Here is a 17875-nt window from a genome sequence, read left to right on the forward strand (position 1 = left end):
TTTCGCCAGGAGAAAATGAAAAACTTCAGGATCAAACGTTGGGTGGGGATCTTCCTCCTCGGGATGCCGTTCGGCGTCGGAGCGGAGGGGCCGGTGACCCTGCGGGACGCCGCTCAAGAAGTCCTTCAGCATAACCCTGAACTCGCCGCCGCGCGGGAAGCCCTGTCCGCCGCCGAGGCCCGAGAGAAGGCTTCCCGGTCGAACTTCTATCCCCAAATCTCGGCCTCCGCGGATTACAAAAGGGGGGGCGCCGGAACCGTATTTACATCCCCCGCCGCCGACGTCGCCGGGGCCGGCGTCAGGGCCAGTCAAAACCTCTTCGAAGGGTTGAAAACCTTGGCGGCCGTCGACATTCAAAGGGCGCGGGTGGAAGCCGCCCGGGCCAACCGGGACCGTGTGGAGGCGCGGCTGGGGTTGGAGTTGAAATCCGCCTTTGGGGATTTGTTGTTTGCCCAGGAAAATCTTGTCTTGGCCCAAAGGATTCTCAAGCGCCGTCAAGACAACTTGGACTTGGTGGAACTGCGGTTTGAGGGCGGTCGGGAACACAAGGGCTCCTATCTACGGATTAAGGCCGCCCGCCGGCAGGCCCAGTTCGAATCGGCCCAGGCGGAACGGGACGTTTCCGTGGCCGGCACCCGGCTGGCCCGGGTTCTGGGGCGGGATTTATACAACGTTCCCGTGGCCACCGGGTCATTCTTGACCCAAACGCCTCCGCCCACCCCCGACTTCGGCGCTTTGGCCCACGTCACCCCGAATGTCCGGTTGGCGGAAGCCGACCTTCGGGGCGCGGAAGCCGGGTTGACGCTGTCCCGGGGCGACTATTATCCGAGTTTGGACGCCACTCTCTCCCAAACTTGGCTGGACACGCGGTGGCCGCCCGAAGATCGGGCCTGGAGCGGGGGAATCTCTCTGTCACTGCCCCTGTTCGCGGGGGGGGCCCATGTTCAGGGAGTTCGCGCCTCCCAGGCGGATCTCGCGCGCGTTCGGGCGCTGGCCACCAACGTTTTTACCCAGGCCTTTCTGGACCTAAAAACGGACTGGACCGTTTTTCGCGACGCGCGAGAAAATGTGGACGTTCAACGGGAATTTACCGAGGCCTCCGAGGTGCGGGCCCTTATTTCTCGAAGCCAATACACCAACGGTCTCCTGAGCTTCGACGACTGGGACCTCATCGAGAACGACCTGATCAATACCCACAAACAATGGTTGGCCGTCCAGCGGAACGCCGTGCGCGCGGAAGCCGCCTGGGAAAACACCCAAGGAAAAGGATTGAATCCATGACTCGACGAAAAATCGTGTGGATAACGGGGACTGTTTTATTGGTGGGCGGCGGGGTTTTGTGGTGGCGTTCGTCCCGCGCGCCGGAGGGACCCTCGGGGGCGCGGGAAGTTTTGGTCACCCGGGGAGACATCGAGCTTTCGGTCCTGACCACGGGCGACGTGCGGCCCCGCAACCGGCTGGAGATCAAGCCGCCCATCCCCGGCCGCGCCGAGGAGATCCTGGTCCGCGAAGGGGATGTGGTGCGGAAAGGCCAGATTTTGGCCTGGATGAGTTCCACCGAACGCGCCGCCCTCCTGGACGCCGCCCGCGCCAAGGGCTCGGCGGAATTGGCCCGTTGGGAAGACCTCTACAAGCCGACGCCCCTGGTGGCCCCGCTCACGGGGTCCATCATCGCTCGTAACATGGAACCAGGCCAGACGGTCTCGGGGTCCGACGCGGTTCTTGTGATGTCCGACCGCCTGATTTTAAAAGCCCAGGTGGATGAGACCGACATGGCCCAGGTGCGGCTCGGCCAGGAGGTCGGGATCGTTCTGGACGCCTTCCCCGGGGAGAGGCTCACCGGCGTGGTCGAACACATTGCCTTTGAAGCCAAAACGGTGAGCAACGTGACCATCTATGAGGTCGATGTCCTCCCCGTCCGGGTTCCGCCCTTCATGCGAAGCGGCATGACGGCCAACCTCACTTTCCGCGTGGAAAAGAAAACCGACGTTCTCCTTCTGCCCGCCGCGGCGGTGAAAACGTCGGACGGCGTCTCATCGGTGGCTCTCCCCTCCGCCAAAGGAAAATCGGAAACACAGTCCGTTCTAACCGGAATTTCCAACGGGAAACAGGTGGAAATTCTTTCGGAATTGGCGGAGGGGGACCGGGTGCTCGTCACCGACGGCCTCCCCGCGGCGGCCGCGAAGGCCAAAACCAGCCCGCTCTCCCCCATGATGAGAAGGCCCCGGCGCGCCCGGTGATCGACGTCCGGGGTCTCCGGAAGACTTACCGAATGGGGAGCGCGGTGGTCCGCGCGCTCCAGGACGTTTCCCTTCGGATTGAAGCCGGGGAGTTCGTGGCCATCATGGGCCCCTCGGGGTCCGGCAAGTCCACGTTGATGCACGTCTTGGGGCTCCTGGACGCTCCTGACGCGGGCGAATACCGCTTCCAGGGGCGGGACGTGGCGGGCCTGTCGGAAGACCAGCGGGCGGTCCTGCGCGGTCGGACGGTGGGGTTCGTGTTTCAGCAATTCAATCTATTGGCGCGCACCAGCGCCCTTGAAAACGTGGCCCTCCCTCTCCTTTACGCGCCCGGGGTTCCGGTCCGAACTCCCGCGGCGCTTTTGTCCAGCGTGGGTCTCGCCACTCACCTGGCCCACAAACCCAACGAGATGTCCGGCGGACAACAACAGCGGGTGGCCATCGCCCGCGCGCTCGTGAACAACCCGTCCATCCTTCTGGCGGACGAACCCACCGGCAACCTGGATTCCAAGAGCCAAGAGGAAATCATGGCCCTTCTCGCGGAGCTGAACCGCGCCGGCCTCACCGTCATTTTGGTTACCCACGAAGCGGACGTGGCCCGCCACGCCCGGCGCGTGATCCGCATGCGGGACGGCGCGGTCCTCTCCGATGAACGCACGGGGGACGCCCCCCCGGCCAGGACCCCCGCCCCGACCCTTCCGGCGGGGGTGGTCCCCCGATTCCGTTGGCGGGCGTTGGCTGTTCATGGTCGAGAAGCCCTCCGTTCGCTCGGCGCCAACAAGGTGCGTTCCGGTTTGTCCATGCTGGGGATTTTAATCGGGGTCGCGGCGGTGGTGGCCATGCTCGCGCTGGGGACCGGCGCGCGAAAAGCCGTGGAAGCCCAACTCTCTTCCTTGGGGGCGAATCTGCTGGTCCTCATGCCGGGCTCCATGAAAACCCATGGCGTGGCCCAGGGCGCGGGAGCTGTGACGCGGTTCACCGAAACCGACGCCCGGGAAATTCCAGACGAAATCCACACCGTGACGAAAGTGGCCCCGTCCGTCACCGGCGCCGCCCAGCTTGTCTACGGCAACAAAAACTGGCGCTCCTCCGTCATCGGCACCGTGCCCGACTACGCGCCCATGCGTTCGCTCACGGCGGAGCGGGGCCGTTTTTTCAACGAGGAGGAAGTGCGGATGCGGGCGCGGGTGGCGGTGTTGGGCGTCACGCCGGCGCGGGAACTGTTTGGGGACGCCGATCCCCTGGGGGAATATATTAAAATCAATCGCATCAACTTCCAGGTCGTCGGCGTGTTGAAAGAAAAAGGCGCCATGGGGTGGCGGAACCAGGACGACATCGTGGGGATCCCGCTCACCACCGCCATGCGCCGGTTGATGGGCAAGGATTATGTGGACATGATCGATGTTCAGGTGGAAAGCGCCTCGGCCCTGGCGGCGACGGAAAAGGCCCTGCGGGCTTTCGTTCAACGCCGCCACCGTTTGCCGGAAGACGACGAGAGTTTCGACGTGTTGAACCTGGCGGAGATTCAATCGGCGTTTCAGGCCACGAGCCGCACGCTCTCGCTCCTCTTGGCGGTGATCGCGGCCATCTCGCTTTTTGTCGGAGGGATCGGAATCATGAACATCATGTTGGTGACGGTCACGGAACGCACACGGGAAATCGGCCTCCGGAAGGCCTTGGGCGCCCGCCCACAGGACATCCGGGCCCAGTTTTTGACGGAGGCCCTGGTGATCAGCCTGACGGGCGGTTTGAGCGGACTGCTTTTAGGGGTGGGCGTCTCCCTGGGCCTTTCCCGGTTGGCCGGATGGGCGGTGGGAATTTCGGCTCAATCGGTGGTTCTGGCGTTCACGTTTTCGGTGGGGGTCGGGGTTCTTTTTGGTTTCTGGCCCGCGCGCAAGGCCGCGGCTTTAAACCCCATCCAGGCGCTCCGTTATGAATAAAAAAGACAAAAGTTCGAAGGGCTCGGAGACCGTCTATTTTTCCGATGAGGAGGGCGCCAAGAACGTGGTGGGCGACGCCATCCTGAACCTCTGGGAAGCCGTCAACAATTTAACCCGCCTCCGCCCCCGCCGCCGCCCTCGCTACCGCGTCACCATTTTCGGGTCCGCCCGGGCCCAGCCGGGAACACCGGCCTACGAAGGGACGAAAAAGTTGGCCCGCCGGCTTGCTTCCCTGGGATGCGACATCGTGACCGGCGGGGGACCGGGCCTCATGCAGGCCGCCAACGAAGGCGCCCAGGCCTCAGGCCGCGGGAACCAGGGGTCCATTGGAATTCGAATCGACCTCCAGGCCGAACAGAAGGTCAACCCTTTCGTGGGCCAGGTCTACGAACACAAAACGTTCTTTTCCCGGCTTCACCACTTCGTGCTTCTCTCCGACGCCTTCGTCGTGGTTTCGGGCGGCATCGGGACCACGCTGGAGACGGCCATGATCTGGCAACTTCTCCAGGTGCGGAAGATTTACGGGACGCCCCTGATCCTGGTGGGGGACATGTGGACGGATTTTGTCGCCTGGGCGAAACGGCACATGCTGGCGTCCGACCCTCCTCTGGCCACGCCGGAAGATCTCAAGATCCCACGCTGTGTCCCAACAGTGGAGGAAGCCGTGGAGATCATTCGGGGTCATCGCGAGCGTTGGGCGCGGGAAGGCCGAGCGCCCGCTAAAGAGCGCCGGAGGAAGTCGTCCTGAGCTGATGTCCCTTCCCACCGAAATTCAGATGTGCCGTTTTTTTTTATTGCGCTTTTAGGATTAAAAAACCAGCGGACGGTGACCACGCGCGCGGGGAAATCGAACGCGTCTGATGGGCAAACGGGTTTTTTCAGATCCAAACCCTACACGCTCCCTTCCGCACGTTTTCGCCTCTCTTTTCCTCGTCACCGCCTGGCGGAAAAAAATATGAGCCAGCCGGCTGAGTCAACAAGAAATTCTTGCCCGGCAGTGGAAACGAAAAGTTTTTTTCTCGGAAGCCTTGACAAAACCCGAATCTGGCGTTATGAAGCGGGGGTTCGAAGGGAAGCGGATTTGATTCGGTTCAGTATCGCCTTCCTGACGTCGCCGCTAAAATGCTTCAAGGAGACTTCCGATGAAATGGCGTCCCGGTTCCCTGCTTTTGTCCCTTTCGATGGCCGTCCCGCTCTATGCGGAAGAAGCCGCGTCGACCGCCCAACCCCATGAGTTTCATGCTTCCAACGACGTGGCGGTGGCCCACAACACGATCACCGGGCCGGGGAAAGCGTCCTCGTCCTTGACGGAAGGCCTCAACTTCCTGGAAACGCTGAACGTTTATGGAAACGGTAAAACGGCGGGGGGCTGGGACTATAACTACGCCGCTGGCATGAAAGCCACGGACGACCGGACCATGGACCCCAAAACCGTCTCGCTCACGAACCTCTCGGGGCGGGCCACGAACGGCGTGCACACCTTGAACCTGGGCGACACCTTCGAATCCTTTTCCCAATACGCCCTGGCGACGTCGCTCAAGGGCGGGACGTACCGCTACGCCAAGCCGAACAGCCGCCTTCCCGAGATCATCGCCGTCCACGGCCTGGCCTATCCCCGGTGGGACAGCTTGTGGAAAGACCCCGATACCCGCACCATTAAGAGGCAGGGCACGGGGGTCCGCATCAAAGAAAACATCGCCCAAGACCTCTGGGCGGGCGCCAGCTATGTGGGAACCAAGGACACCGATCCCCTGAGCCCCGACGACTTGCTTTATGACGCTAAAAACTATTCCTTCGATTTCAACGCCGCCCCCATGCCGGGGTTAACCATGAACGGCGAATATTCCATGGCCGACGCCCGTGAAACCACCAAACAAAACACCGCCAAAGGCCACGCCGCCCGATTTGAAATCGTCGGCGACGCGGACCCCAGCCGGGTGTCCTTGGAATACGAAAACGTGGAGCCCGATTTCTTCTCCGCCCTCGGGTCGGCCACGCCCGACCGGCAGAAGGCCAAGGGGAAATGGAAATACAAGGCCACGAACCGCGTGACCGTGAATTCCAGCCTGCTCTGGTTCCGCGACAATTTGGACGGCCAAAAAGCCGCGGGCACTACGCAAAACTGGAAACCCGAGCTGAGCGTCGGCATCAAAAAGCCCTTCGCCTCGCGCCCCCGTTCCCACGCGGACCTGGGATACCGTTTTGACCGCCGTTATGGCGCCGGCACCAGCACCATGGACCATTACCTGACCGCCAACTACCGGGATCGCCACGGCGCGGTTGATTCGGACACCAACCTGGGCTACACTCTCTACGAGACCAAAACCAATGTTCGGGACGCCTCGGAGATGACTTTCAACACCTCTTTGAATTCCCGCCATTCCCTGGCCAGCGTGGTGCTGAAACCCTCGTTGAAACTGGGCGCCTGGCAGGCCCAGGACGACCTGGCGGACGCCACCGACACCGTCTACGACTATTCCCTGGGCCTGGGATTGGAAGCGCCCAACGCCAACGTCACGGGCGACCTGCGGTTCGGCCAGAACAAGTTAAAGAAAGAAAAGGCGGACGACTCCGATAAGATGTTCGCCACGCTGGCGGCCTATTGGCGGCCGAAACTTTTAGCGAAGCTGAACGAATCGACGCTCTATCTGAGAGCCAACTACAACGATTTCAGTTTCACCACCGACACCCGGAACTTCCGCGAAAAAAGCGTGACGGCCGGGCTGATCACGTCTTTCTAACAATTGGGCCAAACCAGAGGAGAATGACATGAATAAAATGATCCGAGCGATGGCGGCGGTCCTTCTGTTGACCGGGGCGGCGGAAGCCAAGTGGTGGATTTTCGGAAAATCCAACGACGCCGTTTCACTCAAATATCTTTACATCAACCGCGTTCCGGCGGACGAAAGCGGCAAGACCATCAAACTGTTCAAGGAAACCCTTCCCTCTGACGGCATGGTCAAGATCAACGGCCGCGCCCATGTGGGCCGGGGCCGGGTGGGATCCATCCGGATCTCTTTGGACGACAAAGAAAAAATCTGGCAAGACGTCAAATTCGCCGATAACGGGACCTTTGAACACGTCTTTAAGCCCCAGGTGGGCCGGACCTACGTCCTGTATGTGGAGGTGACCGATACGGCGGGGAAGACCAACCTCGTGGAAGATACCCGGAAGGAGATTACGCTCTCCGAGGAACAGATCCAAGCCGCCGTCCGCGAAGCCTTGGACGAGATGTTCGCCGCCTACAGCCGCGAGGACCTGGCGGGCTTCATGGCCCGGGTCGGCGATAAATTCGCCGGCGACAAGGCCATTTTGGAAACCGCCGTGAAAAAAGATTTCGACGCCCTGAACAATATTCGGATCACCTACACGATCAACAACATCGGCTCCGGCGCCCAGGGCCGGGTGTTCGTCTCCATCACCTACAACCGCCTGGTGTTCGTCACGAAGACGGGCCAATCCAGCGCCGATACGGGGATCACGGAATTCGTGTTCGATTCCCCCGCGGGCCAACTGGCCCTCTTCAGCATGAAACAGCCCCTGATGTTCGGCCTGAGCGACGCCGGCAACGTGGCCACGGGCGAAGTGTTGGGGAATACTGGGAACATTCTCACCCTGGACGACGGAGACCTGACGGGCGCCCTCACGGTCAGTCTTTCCAACCCCAACCGGTTGGCCAACACGGCGACCTACACTTTCGCCGATAATACTTCGCAACTGGAAACCGGTTTCGCCACCGTGGCCCTGGGCGACATCGGTGTGGACATCCATCACATCTGGGTGTCCGGGACGACGACGGGCAAGGCGATCCCGGGCAAATCGCTGTCCGATGTCACGATGGCGGATTTGTCCTCGGGCCTTTCGGGATCGAATCCCGTCACGGGAATTGTCAATCCCGGGGACGTCCTCGGGTTTAAGGTGGGAAGTCGTTACTACGCCATTGAGATCGTTTCCAACGATCTCGGGAACTCCTCCTTCAACATTGTCATCCGCGTCCGCGCCTTGTAAGGCGCGGGGGGGGGCCATGAGACGATATTCGCTCGCGTTCCTGCTTCTCCTGTTGGCGCCCTTGGCCCGGGCCAACATCCTCCTGGACGCTTTAAAAGAGGTCCTGGAGGATAAGTTGTCGGGCACGGTGGGAAAGCACATGGAGAACAGCTGGGAAGGCAACCAGTATTGGGGCGGGCTCATCGGCAACCTCGCCAAGGGCACCCCCGAAGTCACCGTGGAAGCCATCCTGAGCGATTTCACTCCGGAGTCTGTCGCCAAAGACACGGGCCTTAAACTCTTGGAATTCCTCGTACCCGCCGCCGCCGGGCCCGTCAACGTCCTCCTGGCCGCCAACACCGTCGTTTACGATTTCACCAATTACATGCTGGATTTTTACAAAGACAAACATATGGTGGATTTCGCCGACAAGGTCCTCAAGCCATCGAAAACAAAAATGGAACTGAAGGCGAATTACAACGCGTTCATCTATGACGCCGCCGAGATGACGGCCATGGATGCCAACATCCGGGGGAGCGAGCGCAAGGCTCAGGAAGACGCGTTTTACACGGCCTATCTCCAACGCATGAGGGAGTTGGCCATCCTCGAGCGGGCGGAGCAGGAGCGAAAGAACCTGAAACGGATCGTCGTTCAAAAGCTCATGGCCGACCGCGCCGTGGCCAAAGCCCAGGTGGAAACCGCCAACGAATATTTGATGGCCGCGGGCCTGGAGGTGAGCGTCGCCAACATTCAGCGTTTCATCAACGACGCGTCCTTCGCCGGCGCGGTCAGGGACGCGGCCAAGAAAGCGGGACAAAAAAAAGAAGTCAATCCCCCGCCGCCCACCCCGCCGGTGGTCGCGAAACCCCCGCCTCCAACCACCGTTCCAGCCAAGCCCGAACCCGTCATCCCGGTCATCGCTCCCCCATCGCAACCCGGGGGCGGGCCCATCGGCCAATCCATCCGCCTCCGAAACGCGGGGGTTAACTCGGAAAACCAACGGATCGTGGATTTCAGCGCTTTTTATTCCGCCTACCAAGACGCCGCCAATAAACTGGTATTTGGGGACATGCCGGCCACGGTTTTTTGGGAAGTCGGCAATAACATCCGGGCCGGGGCCCAGGAAGCGGCTTCGAATTGCCATGACGCCAGCAGTTCCTCCAGCCAGTCGCTGGAATGCAGTGAAGCCCATAAACGCCTATTGACCGAACTGGCGCAAACGGACGCCAATATCAACGATCTGGCTGGTAAGACGCGTGTGGTTCTGGACGGACTTAAGAAGAAAATGATGGACGCTCCGAAACCCAAAGAAAAACTGGACGCCTACGGCGCCGCCCTGGCGGCGGACCGCCGAAACGCGGAAACCGGAGGCCCCTGTGGAAGCATCGGGTGGGTGGATTCCGAAAAAGCGAAAAAGCAAACGGACGAATGCCGCACCTATCTCGGGTTCCTGGCCACTTTCATCCATACGGTTGAAACGAAAACCGGCGAATTTCAGGAATACGCCAAACAATACCAGGATACCCTCACCAAGGATTACTCCTCCTACGCCGAAGAATTCACCAAGAACTACAACCTGGCCTCCTACGGGAACATGGCCATGGAAAACTATTTCTTCCAACAGCTGATGAAGTCCAGTTCCGACGCCCAAGAATCCCTGGCATCGAAATACAGCCCCTTGGGCGAGGGGGTCATCACCGAACTCCAAAAACGTCTTTCCATGCTCACGGAAGTGAACCGGGAGGCCGTCGAGCAACTCCACCTCAACTTGGCTTTTCTCGCGGCTATGAAACCGGAGTCGGTAGCGGTGGAGAAGGCCTATGCGATCTCGAACACCAAAGGCGAGATTTTGGACCTGCGGACCTTCGACGGCTCCGCCTATTACAACAAACATTTCAAAGATTATTTCGTGGATTATTTCAGCGGAGCCATGAAACTTCTCTCCAAAGACATTAAAGGATTCGACCCCCGGGAGACCATGTCTTTCAAGCAAGGATCCATTTTGGTGTGGGACGCTCCCAACTACTCTTTTTACAAATCCGTCGCCGATCACGAGAAGAGGCTGAAGGAGTTCAGCCAAGAGGTGGCGGACCTGAAGGCCCTGGACTTGGAAAAACGACACAAAACGCTGGATGACGCCGTACGCAAATCCGACCTGGAGGCCGCCAAGGTCAAAACCAAAACCCTGGACTCCGCCGCCCTTTATCGAATATTCGAAGAGGCGAAACCGGTTCGGGAGCGCTTGGCCTGGCACGTTCGAACCCCCCAGGCTTACGCCCTCTACTATGGGGACGAATACAATCTCTCCACGCCGTTCATGGAATCCGTGCGGAACGACTTCGCCGCCCGCGTGGCGGACATCCAGGCCCGGGAAAAAAACATGATCGCGGTCTTCGGCAAATTCGTGAACGCCGAGCCCAAGGACGCCCAGGGGCGGTATCCCGAGGATCTCTTGATGGCCCGGGGCGATATGAACTGCAAAAAATGGGAATGTTCCTCCGCCGTGTGGACGGCTTACCGCGCCATGGGCGAGGCCGCCGACAAGAAGTGGGAAGAAAACGCCAAGAATCTTTTGCCCCTCAAATCCTTGACGGTGAACGGCAAAGATATCCCCCGCAACAGTTCCCAATCCATCGAGTTGTCCGAGGCCGATTTGGTGAAAGGCGAAATGGTGATCCAAGGCGAACTGCATCCCGGAACGTTGGGGGTGGTATCCTCCATCGCGCTTTCCTTGGACGGGCAGGATTTCTCACGCTCCTTGACGCCCGGCGAAACCTTCAGCTATTCCTTTAAACCGGAGGTGGGGAGACGGTATTACATTGGGGTCAAAATCCAACGCCGGGACGAAAAAAAAGCCGTGGCCTGGCCCCAAGAGGGAGATTACTGTTCCGTGGAGTATGTTCAGGGGAGCGAAGACGAAGTGAAGAAATTCTACGAGAAGTTCAAGATGGCCTACGAAGGCCGGGACGCCGCGAGCGTCCTGGCGTTGATTTCAAACGATTGGAGCTCGGGCGACGGCACCGCGATCGAGGACCTCGAAGAAAACCTGCGAAGCAATTTCCGACTCTACAACGAGATCCGCTACGCCCAGAGCGGCTTAAAGGTTTCTCGAAACGGCGAAACCTGGCAAGCCTGCTACGACGCCGCGATCACAAGCCGCATTTTCAGCAACAACCTCAAACACGAAGAAAAATCCGCTGTCTGCGACGATCTGGGCGGCGCCCATGGCAAACTCAAAATCCTCCGAACCTCCGCCGGTTCCTACTGGTACGTCAAATAATCCAACCATCGATTAATGGGCGAGCGTTGCTGAGCGCGCATTTTTGGTAAAATCCTTGTGGAACTAATCTATTGTCGGACGGGAGGAATTCAGCATGAAACGGATATCCCTTTGGGGAGCGGTTGTTTTACTGGCGGGCGTGAGCGCGTCTCCTGTTTTGGCCTATCGGATCGGCAACCCCGGCGTCGTGTCGGATCAAGGGAAGGGCGATGTGGGGGCCGTCCTGGAGTTAGGGGAGCGAAAGTTGGAAGCCGACGGGTCCGGCGATATGGACATAACGGGGCTCACTTTTGAAGGCCGCTATGGCCTCGGGAACTCCCTGGAACTCCGGGGTCGGTTCATCCCCATGACCGTGGAGTGGGATGGCGGGGACGGTTTTAGCCCCAACATGCTGGGTTTGGGCGCCGGCATTCAATGGTTGCCTGGCATGCAAAAAGGACCGCTGACGTGGGGCGTGGGCGCCGGTTTCGATTGGGGGAAGGGCGATGACGGAGACGTGGATCTCGACTATTTGGACATCGTCTTGAACGGAGGCGTCAGCTACAAGGTGAACAAAGAACTGGCCGCCTACGGGGGGCTCTCCTTCATCAATTCCGATGTCACCTTTAAGGGCCCAGGCGGGAGCGTCAGCGCGGACATCGACAACCCCATCGGACTTTTTGGCGGCGTGGATTTCGCGGCGAACAAAAACTGGAAATTGGGCGCCGAACTTCGACTGATCAGCGAAACCATGGTCAGCCTCACCGGCCGTTACTGCTTCTAATACGACCGCGGTTCAATTTCGTCCCACACGGCCCGGGAGATATTTTTCCCGGGCCGTGTCGTTTTGACCCGAAGAATTGTTATTATCGTTTTATTTAATATTCGATAATAGTGTGCTATGCTATTTTCAAATGAAAAAGGCTCTCGATTGACCCAGGATCTTCCTGTTCCAGGCCGATGGATGAAAAGGCCTGAGGGCTACCGGGCTTTTCTGCCGGCCCCTTTGCCACCAACGATCCCCTGGACGGCCGCGTTGACCCGTGCCCTCTCGGAGGCGGATCTTGTGTTGGGTCGTTTGGCGGGGGAAGGGAGGCAACTTCCTAACCCGCACCTTCTCATTCGTCCTTTCATCCAGCGTGAGGCCGTTCTTTCCAGTCGTATTGAAGGGACCCAGGCCACCTTGGGAGAGCTCCTGGCCTCGGAAGCCGGGGCTTTCGTTGACCGTAGCCCCGGGGATCTCCGGGAAGTCTCCAACTATGTGGTCGCGCTGGATTATGGCGCCAAACGTTTGAAAAGCCTTCCTCTTTCTCTTCGACTCGTTCGGGAGCTCCACGCAAAACTCTTGAACGGCGTCACGCCTCCGCATTTGACTCCCGGCGAATTTCGGCGATCTCAAAATTGGATCGGTCCGGCCGGTTGCACTTTGATGAACGCCTCCTACGTTCCTCCCCCACCCGACCACCTGATGGAATGTCTAGGCCAGTGGGAAACATTTCTGCATGACCGTTCCTTGCCTCCGCTTGTGCAAATCGCTTTGATCCACTATCAATTTGAGGCCATCCATCCGTTCCTCGACGGGAATGGCCGTGTGGGACGGCTATTGGTTACCTTATTCCTCATGGAACGGGATGTGTTGCCCACCCCGCTTCTTTATCTCAGCGCTTTTTTCGAGGCCACACGCCGGGAATATTATGACCGTCTCGCGGCCGTTGGTTCGCGGGGAGACTGGACAAATTGGCTGCTCTATTTTTTGAGCGGGGTGGCTCGCCAGTCGGAAGACGCGCTCAGCCGGGCCGAAAGAATCAACCGGCTTCTGGTCGAATGGCGAGTCGTTGCTTCTCGCTCCTCTTCCAAGGTTCCGGCCCGAACAGTGGATTTGCTTGCCGCCAACCCTTTTATCGTCCCCAAAAAAGCCGTTCAGCGGCTCCAGGTTGCCTTCACAACGGTTCAGCGGGGGATTGATTATTTGGTGAAGAACGGTATCCTCCAACAAGTCGGAACCAAGAAACGTGACCGAGTCTATTGCGCCCAAGAAATCTTAAAAATTCTGGAAGAGCCTGCTCAATTGAAACCCAATGCCCGCTCAGGGACGATCCGTTCAGACCCAGACCGAATTTGAATTAAACGGATGGACCCTCCCCACCGCCACCCCTTCCCCGCTGAAATAGTTTGCAGTCCGGTTGCGGGAGTTGGTAAAATAAAGAAGCAAAGGCCTCGTTAATTGCATTGATTTTTAAGCCTTATGGAAAGGTGGCCGAGCGGCTGAAGGCAGCGGACTGCTAATCCGCTGTATGGGGAAACCTATACCGAGGGTTCGAATCCCTCCCTTTCCGAATTTCGAAGAAAAGCTGGAGGGATTCGAAGCCGACCCGAGCGCCGCCATGAATGGCGGAAGAAGCGAGGGCGGCCGGCCCCCGGAGGAGTCGCCGAAGGCGACGGGGGAGGGGGGAATCCCGACCGCGTTAGCGGAAGTGCCGCGTGGGAGCGGCCTCCCTTTCCGAATTTTGAAACGACCCCCGTTACGGGTTGAAGTAAATGGTTTCAACCTTGACGGTGTCGGTGGAGGGACGGATGAAAACGTGGTTTTCGTCCCAATCGGCGTGGAGCTTTTTCGCGGCGGCGACCTGGGTTTGGAATTCGGTTTTGAATCGGCGTTCGGCGATGGTCGCGTTGGACGCTTTCGTTTGGAACGACGCCAGCGCCGCTTCCATCCGTCGAGCTTCCGCCTCATTGATCCGGCGGTGCATGGCCTCGTGCTCGCGGAGTTTCGGGGTGGCGGGCGACAAATACTCTTCTCTGTTCTCCACCCACACCCGAACTTGGCGTGCCACGAAAAGATCCCCTTCCTTCCCGAGCTGATAGGACAGACGGAACGTCCCCAGGGTCCGGGCGTGAAGTTTTCCGATCTCCGTTTTTTCCGCCGAGGTCTCGCGAACCGATTCCAAGGGAACCACCACTTCGCCGAACGGATAGCGAATGGTGGTCGAATCCTTCCCCATTTTGACCGTTCCTGACGAGAGGGAGGGCAACCGAACCCCCTCTTCCCCGCGGCTCGGCATTGCCGCGAACACCAACCCGAACGCCAGTGACCATCGCTTCATTCCCGCATTGTATAAATTGGGGGGCCTTCCATCCGGCTTCCCAAATCCTCCGATAAGAACTATTTTCAGTCGGAAGGACTTCACCAAAGCGGTGAAAAATGACAAGGACGGTCTCCCTCCCCCCTCGAGGGGGGCGGGGGGGGGGGGGGGGGGGGGGGGGTGGGGGGACCGGCGGTACCGACGGAGACGGAAGACACCCCCCATCCTAACCTTCCCCCTCAAGGGGGGAAGGAACCGATTCTTGGTCTCTTATCGGATTTTTTGGGCGGCTTGAAAACCATTGACAGCCGGCCGTCTAAGGCTTACCCTTTATTCCGGCCATGAAAACAACCGTTCACATCGTGATTCCATTCGACTTGGGGCTCGAGCTCGACTTCGTCGGCGCGGACGCCAAGGCCATCGCCAAGGATGTCGCCAGCCGACCCGTGGAGAACCTGGCTTTCGGCGGGCGGGTTTTTTCGGACGTGCACGTGATGGCTCAGATCTACAAGTTCGGCGTGGGGTTATTGGAGTTGGTTTTCGCGGTGGAGGGGGAACTGGATTTCCTGGCCACGCTTTCCTGCCGGACGGAGGCGCTCACGGTGGGGGGTTCTTCCATCACCGAATGGGCCCACACGTTGGTGGACGGCGTCATCGCCAACGCCAAGCGGTTCGCCAGCCACACCTACGACCGCCGGCTGGAAGAGGTGGACCCCTTTCCGATTTTCGTTTTCGAAAAAGGCGTGGTGGAAAACGCGGGCGATTTCGTCAGCCAGAACCAAAAAGCCTTGACGGGCCTGGTGTCCGGCGAGCCGAACTACGACGCGCTCTCCGACTTCGTTTTGGAGCAGGAAAAACCCCGGAACTTCGGCTACTACGAAAACGAGCTGATCCTGATCAAGCGGTTCGGCGCGGCGGTCAGTTCGGCGGAATCCCAAACGATTTTGGACCTCATCCGGCTGGCCTACGCGCTCTATTGGAGCCTGCGGGCCTACAACTTCCTTCTGGAAAAAGAAATCGACAAGGCCCAGGCCCTCCTGGCGAACCTTCCTCCCTACTTCAAATTTTGGGCCATGCCGGGTCGCTACCAAACGTTCTCCCGGGAGGCCATGGACTTCGTGCGGGACAAGCTGGCCATCGTGGACAGCTTGCACAACGTCCAGGCCAACATTCCCCGGATCGATTCCGACTGGCACCTGCGGACGATCTACAAAAACGTCGAGCGCGAGTTCGATATCGACGAACTGTCGAAAGCGGTCGATACCAAACTGGAACGGATCGAGCAGTCCTACAACTCCGCCCGGGATTTCATCTCCACCAACTTTTTCATCGCCGTCGAGATCGTCCTGATCCTGTCCCTCCTCTGGATGATGCTGGACACCTCGCTTCTCTTCGTCATCGCCCAAAAGTAATCCCGCCCCTTTAACGAGTCCCCTGGGAGAACTTGATGAACCAGCTCTTTCAGGCGAAAAAACTCTCCTTCTCACGTTGACAGGGTTCGACGGGGAGTGGTAACATCGGGGCATCTGATCCCCGGGAGGGAGTCCCATGGCCGACGAATTGATTGAGAACACCCTGGTTATTGTAAAGCCCGACGGGCTGAAGAAGTCCTTGACCGGGAACATCCTGACCAAACTGGCCGAGGCGCGGTTCATGATCATCGGCGCCAAGGTCCTTCACGTCTCGCGCGAACTTGCCGAGCAACATTACATTCACCTGAAGGGGAAACCCTTTTTTAACGATCTCCTCGATTACATCCAGGGAAAACCTTACGGCCCGGATTTCGAGCGGGTGATGGCCCTGGTCTACAAGGGCCCCAACGCCATCAAACGCATCCGTGAAATCGCCGGCGCCACCAACCCCGAAGAGGCCGACTCCGTCTCGATCCGCGGGGCCTTTGGGCGCATCACGACCAAGGGCGTTTTTGAGAACGTGATTCACGCGTCCTCCGACGCAAAAGACTCGGAACGGGAGATCAAGCTTTGGTTCAAACCGGAAGAAATCATGATGGATATCTACCCCACCAAGAAGGTCCGCGCCGAAGCCCAGGATGTGACCGTCTGGGCGTAACCCCCCTTCCTTGGTTTTTCGTCGGGGATGAGGTAGAATAGGCATCCCTGGAAAGCGGTAAGTCGTTTTTAAGGAGGATGGCACCCTTCACAGAGTTTCGGGTGCCCGTGGCGGCCCATAGGGCCGACCCCTCCACTGGGGTTGCCCTCGCTAACGGCGCGAGGACTGTGACCGAGGCGTGGGGGCCGAGGAAATGGTTGGAGCGCGTTAGCGCGGAAACCGCCCCAACAATTCAGGGTGAACATTGGTTGTTCAAAACGGGGCTGTCCCGACTAAAGGCGTCGGGACTGTGACCGAGGCGTGGGGGCCGAGGAAATGGTTGGAGCGCGTTAGCGCAGAAACCGCCCCAACAATTCAGGGTGAACATTGGTTGTTCAAAACGGGGCTGTCCCGACTAAAGGCGTCGGGACTGCCCCAACAATTCAGGGTGAACATCTTTGTAGGAAGGGGCTGTAGCTCAGCTGGGAGAGCGCCTGCATGGCATGCAGGAGGTCGTCGGTTCGATCCCGATCAGCTCCACAATTTAATGTGTAACATGAGTGCTGATCGGGGCCACCGGACCGAGGCCAGGGGCCTCCGGAATGGTTGGAGGCCGCTAGGCCGGAAACCACGATCAGCTCCACATTTTTAAAAAGAACCTAACCTCTTGAGGGGTTAGGTTCTTTTTTCCGGGGCCCACAGGGACCCGAGGCGGTGACGGCGATGTCCATGCGCGTGCAATCAGGCTCGGCTCGGGGGCGATCGATCAAAGCCCTTCCGACAGGTCCCGAGGTTCGGCCCATCCTGGCCCGAATCCGAAAATCCCTTTTCGATATCCTTCGTCCCCGGCTGGCGGGTTCGCGGTTTCTGGACCTCTTCGCGGGCACGGGCACGGTGGGGATTGAAGCCCTTTCCAACGGCGCGTCCTCCGCCGTATTCGTTGACGCAAGCCCGACCTCCTGCCGAATGATTTCGAAAAATTTGGACGTCTTGGGTTTCACCCCGCGGTCCCGCGTGGTCCGGGCCGACGTGGTCCACGAGATGCGGGTTTTGGTGGGCGACCAATTCGAACTCGTTTTCATGGGCCCTCCTTACAAGGATGAGGAAAAGCGGCCTCTGGCGCTCACCATTCCGGCCTTGCGGGCCCTGGACCAGACCGGGGTATTGGCCCCCGCCGGAATCGTCATCGGTCAACACCACAAGAAAGAACCCATGACCGGCCTTCCAGACGGGTGGGAACTGTTCCGCCAAAATTTCTACGGTGACAGTTGTTTGTCTTTTTTTCGACGGAAAGAACGCGCAACCGAGGGGTCTTAA

The 17875-nt window shown here is 59.3% G+C and carries 13 protein-coding genes and 2 tRNA genes; 14 read left to right on the top strand and 1 reads right to left on the bottom strand.

The annotated features are described in order from the left end of the window. Positions 1–15 precede the first annotated feature (15 nt). The 10 genes from IPP35_07635 (at position 16) to IPP35_07680 (ending at position 13762) form a co-directional block, all read left to right on the top strand. Positions 16–1281 (top strand): TolC family protein, encoded by a 1266-nt coding sequence (locus IPP35_07635; GenBank protein MBL0058970.1) that lies wholly within the window; start codon positions 16–18, stop codon positions 1279–1281. After that, positions 1278–2240, top strand: a complete 963-nt coding sequence (locus tag IPP35_07640) for an efflux RND transporter periplasmic adaptor subunit (GenBank protein MBL0058971.1) — start codon at positions 1278–1280, stop codon at positions 2238–2240. Before IPP35_07635 ends, IPP35_07640 begins: the two co-directional genes overlap by 4 nt. Continuing rightward, complete coding sequence (locus IPP35_07645; GenBank protein MBL0058972.1) at positions 2237–4180, top strand: ABC transporter permease; 1944 nt, start codon at positions 2237–2239, stop codon at positions 4178–4180. The genes IPP35_07640 and IPP35_07645 overlap by 4 nt, the downstream gene beginning before the upstream one ends. Then, a complete protein-coding gene (locus IPP35_07650; protein ID MBL0058973.1) occupies positions 4173–4928 on the top strand; it encodes an LOG family protein in 756 nt (251 codons plus the stop codon). Before IPP35_07645 ends, IPP35_07650 begins: the two co-directional genes overlap by 8 nt. Before the next feature lie 394 nt (positions 4929–5322). Continuing rightward, complete coding sequence (locus IPP35_07655) at positions 5323–6921, top strand: hypothetical protein (GenBank protein ID MBL0058974.1); 1599 nt, start codon at positions 5323–5325, stop codon at positions 6919–6921. Between the two features lie 28 nt (positions 6922–6949). Continuing rightward, on the top strand, positions 6950–8188 hold the full coding sequence (locus IPP35_07660; GenBank protein MBL0058975.1) for a hypothetical protein: 1239 nt from the start codon (positions 6950–6952) through the stop codon (positions 8186–8188). A 16-nt stretch (positions 8189–8204) separates the two neighbouring features. Then, positions 8205–11447, top strand: a complete 3243-nt coding sequence (locus IPP35_07665) for a hypothetical protein (protein ID MBL0058976.1) — start codon at positions 8205–8207, stop codon at positions 11445–11447. Positions 11448–11541: 94 nt separating this feature from the next. Then, complete coding sequence (locus tag IPP35_07670) at positions 11542–12210, top strand: outer membrane beta-barrel protein (GenBank protein MBL0058977.1); 669 nt, start codon at positions 11542–11544, stop codon at positions 12208–12210. A gap of 117 nt (positions 12211–12327) precedes the next feature. Then, entirely contained in the window at positions 12328–13548 is a 1221-nt protein-coding gene (locus tag IPP35_07675; protein MBL0058978.1) for a Fic family protein, read from the top strand. A gap of 125 nt (positions 13549–13673) precedes the next feature. Further along, positions 13674–13762 (top strand) — tRNA-Ser (locus IPP35_07680). A 186-nt stretch (positions 13763–13948) separates the two neighbouring features. Here IPP35_07680 and IPP35_07685 read toward each other — a convergent pair. After that, positions 13949–14530 (bottom strand): hypothetical protein, encoded by a 582-nt coding sequence (locus IPP35_07685; protein ID MBL0058979.1) that lies wholly within the window; start codon positions 14528–14530, stop codon positions 13949–13951. A 320-nt stretch (positions 14531–14850) separates the two neighbouring features. On the opposite strand from IPP35_07685, the gene IPP35_07690 reads away from it, so the two are divergent. The 4 genes from IPP35_07690 to rsmD all read left to right on the top strand — a co-directional run bounded on the left by IPP35_07690 (position 14851) and on the right by rsmD (position 17875). Continuing rightward, a complete protein-coding gene (locus IPP35_07690; protein ID MBL0058980.1) occupies positions 14851–15921 on the top strand; it encodes a hypothetical protein in 1071 nt (356 codons plus the stop codon). 136 nt (positions 15922–16057) lie between these two features. After that, complete coding sequence (locus IPP35_07695) at positions 16058–16579, top strand: nucleoside-diphosphate kinase (GenBank protein ID MBL0058981.1); 522 nt, start codon at positions 16058–16060, stop codon at positions 16577–16579. Positions 16580–17025: 446 nt separating this feature from the next. Continuing rightward, a tRNA-Ala gene (locus IPP35_07700) sits at positions 17026–17098 on the top strand. 189 nt (positions 17099–17287) lie between these two features. Next, on the top strand, positions 17288–17875 hold the full coding sequence (rsmD, locus tag IPP35_07705; GenBank protein MBL0058982.1) for a 16S rRNA (guanine(966)-N(2))-methyltransferase RsmD: 588 nt from the start codon (positions 17288–17290) through the stop codon (positions 17873–17875).

Source organism: Elusimicrobiota bacterium, from assembly GCA_016721625.1.
In the GTDB taxonomy this organism is placed as follows: Bacteria; Elusimicrobiota; Elusimicrobia; order FEN-1173; family FEN-1173; genus JADKHR01.

Excerpts from the sequence above, each read along its gene's own strand:
- IPP35_07635 (MBL0058970.1), top strand. The coding sequence starts at position 16 with ATGAAAAACTTCAGGATCAAACGTTGGGTGGGGATCTTCCTCCTCGGG.
- IPP35_07640 (MBL0058971.1), top strand. The coding sequence starts at position 1,278 with ATGACTCGACGAAAAATCGTGTGGATAACGGGGACTGTTTTATTGGTG.
- IPP35_07650 (MBL0058973.1), top strand. The coding sequence starts at position 4,173 with ATGAATAAAAAAGACAAAAGTTCGAAGGGCTCGGAGACCGTCTATTTT.
- IPP35_07655 (MBL0058974.1), top strand. The coding sequence starts at position 5,323 with ATGAAATGGCGTCCCGGTTCCCTGCTTTTGTCCCTTTCGATGGCCGTC.
- IPP35_07660 (MBL0058975.1), top strand. The coding sequence starts at position 6,950 with ATGAATAAAATGATCCGAGCGATGGCGGCGGTCCTTCTGTTGACCGGG.
- IPP35_07665 (MBL0058976.1), top strand. The coding sequence starts at position 8,205 with ATGAGACGATATTCGCTCGCGTTCCTGCTTCTCCTGTTGGCGCCCTTG.
- IPP35_07670 (MBL0058977.1), top strand. The coding sequence starts at position 11,542 with ATGAAACGGATATCCCTTTGGGGAGCGGTTGTTTTACTGGCGGGCGTG.
- IPP35_07675 (MBL0058978.1), top strand. The coding sequence starts at position 12,328 with ATGCTATTTTCAAATGAAAAAGGCTCTCGATTGACCCAGGATCTTCCT.
- IPP35_07685 (MBL0058979.1), bottom strand. The coding sequence starts at position 14,530 with ATGAAGCGATGGTCACTGGCGTTCGGGTTGGTGTTCGCGGCAATGCCG.
- IPP35_07690 (MBL0058980.1), top strand. The coding sequence starts at position 14,851 with ATGAAAACAACCGTTCACATCGTGATTCCATTCGACTTGGGGCTCGAG.
- IPP35_07695 (MBL0058981.1), top strand. The coding sequence starts at position 16,058 with ATGGCCGACGAATTGATTGAGAACACCCTGGTTATTGTAAAGCCCGAC.
- rsmD (MBL0058982.1), top strand. The coding sequence starts at position 17,288 with ATGCGCGTGCAATCAGGCTCGGCTCGGGGGCGATCGATCAAAGCCCTT.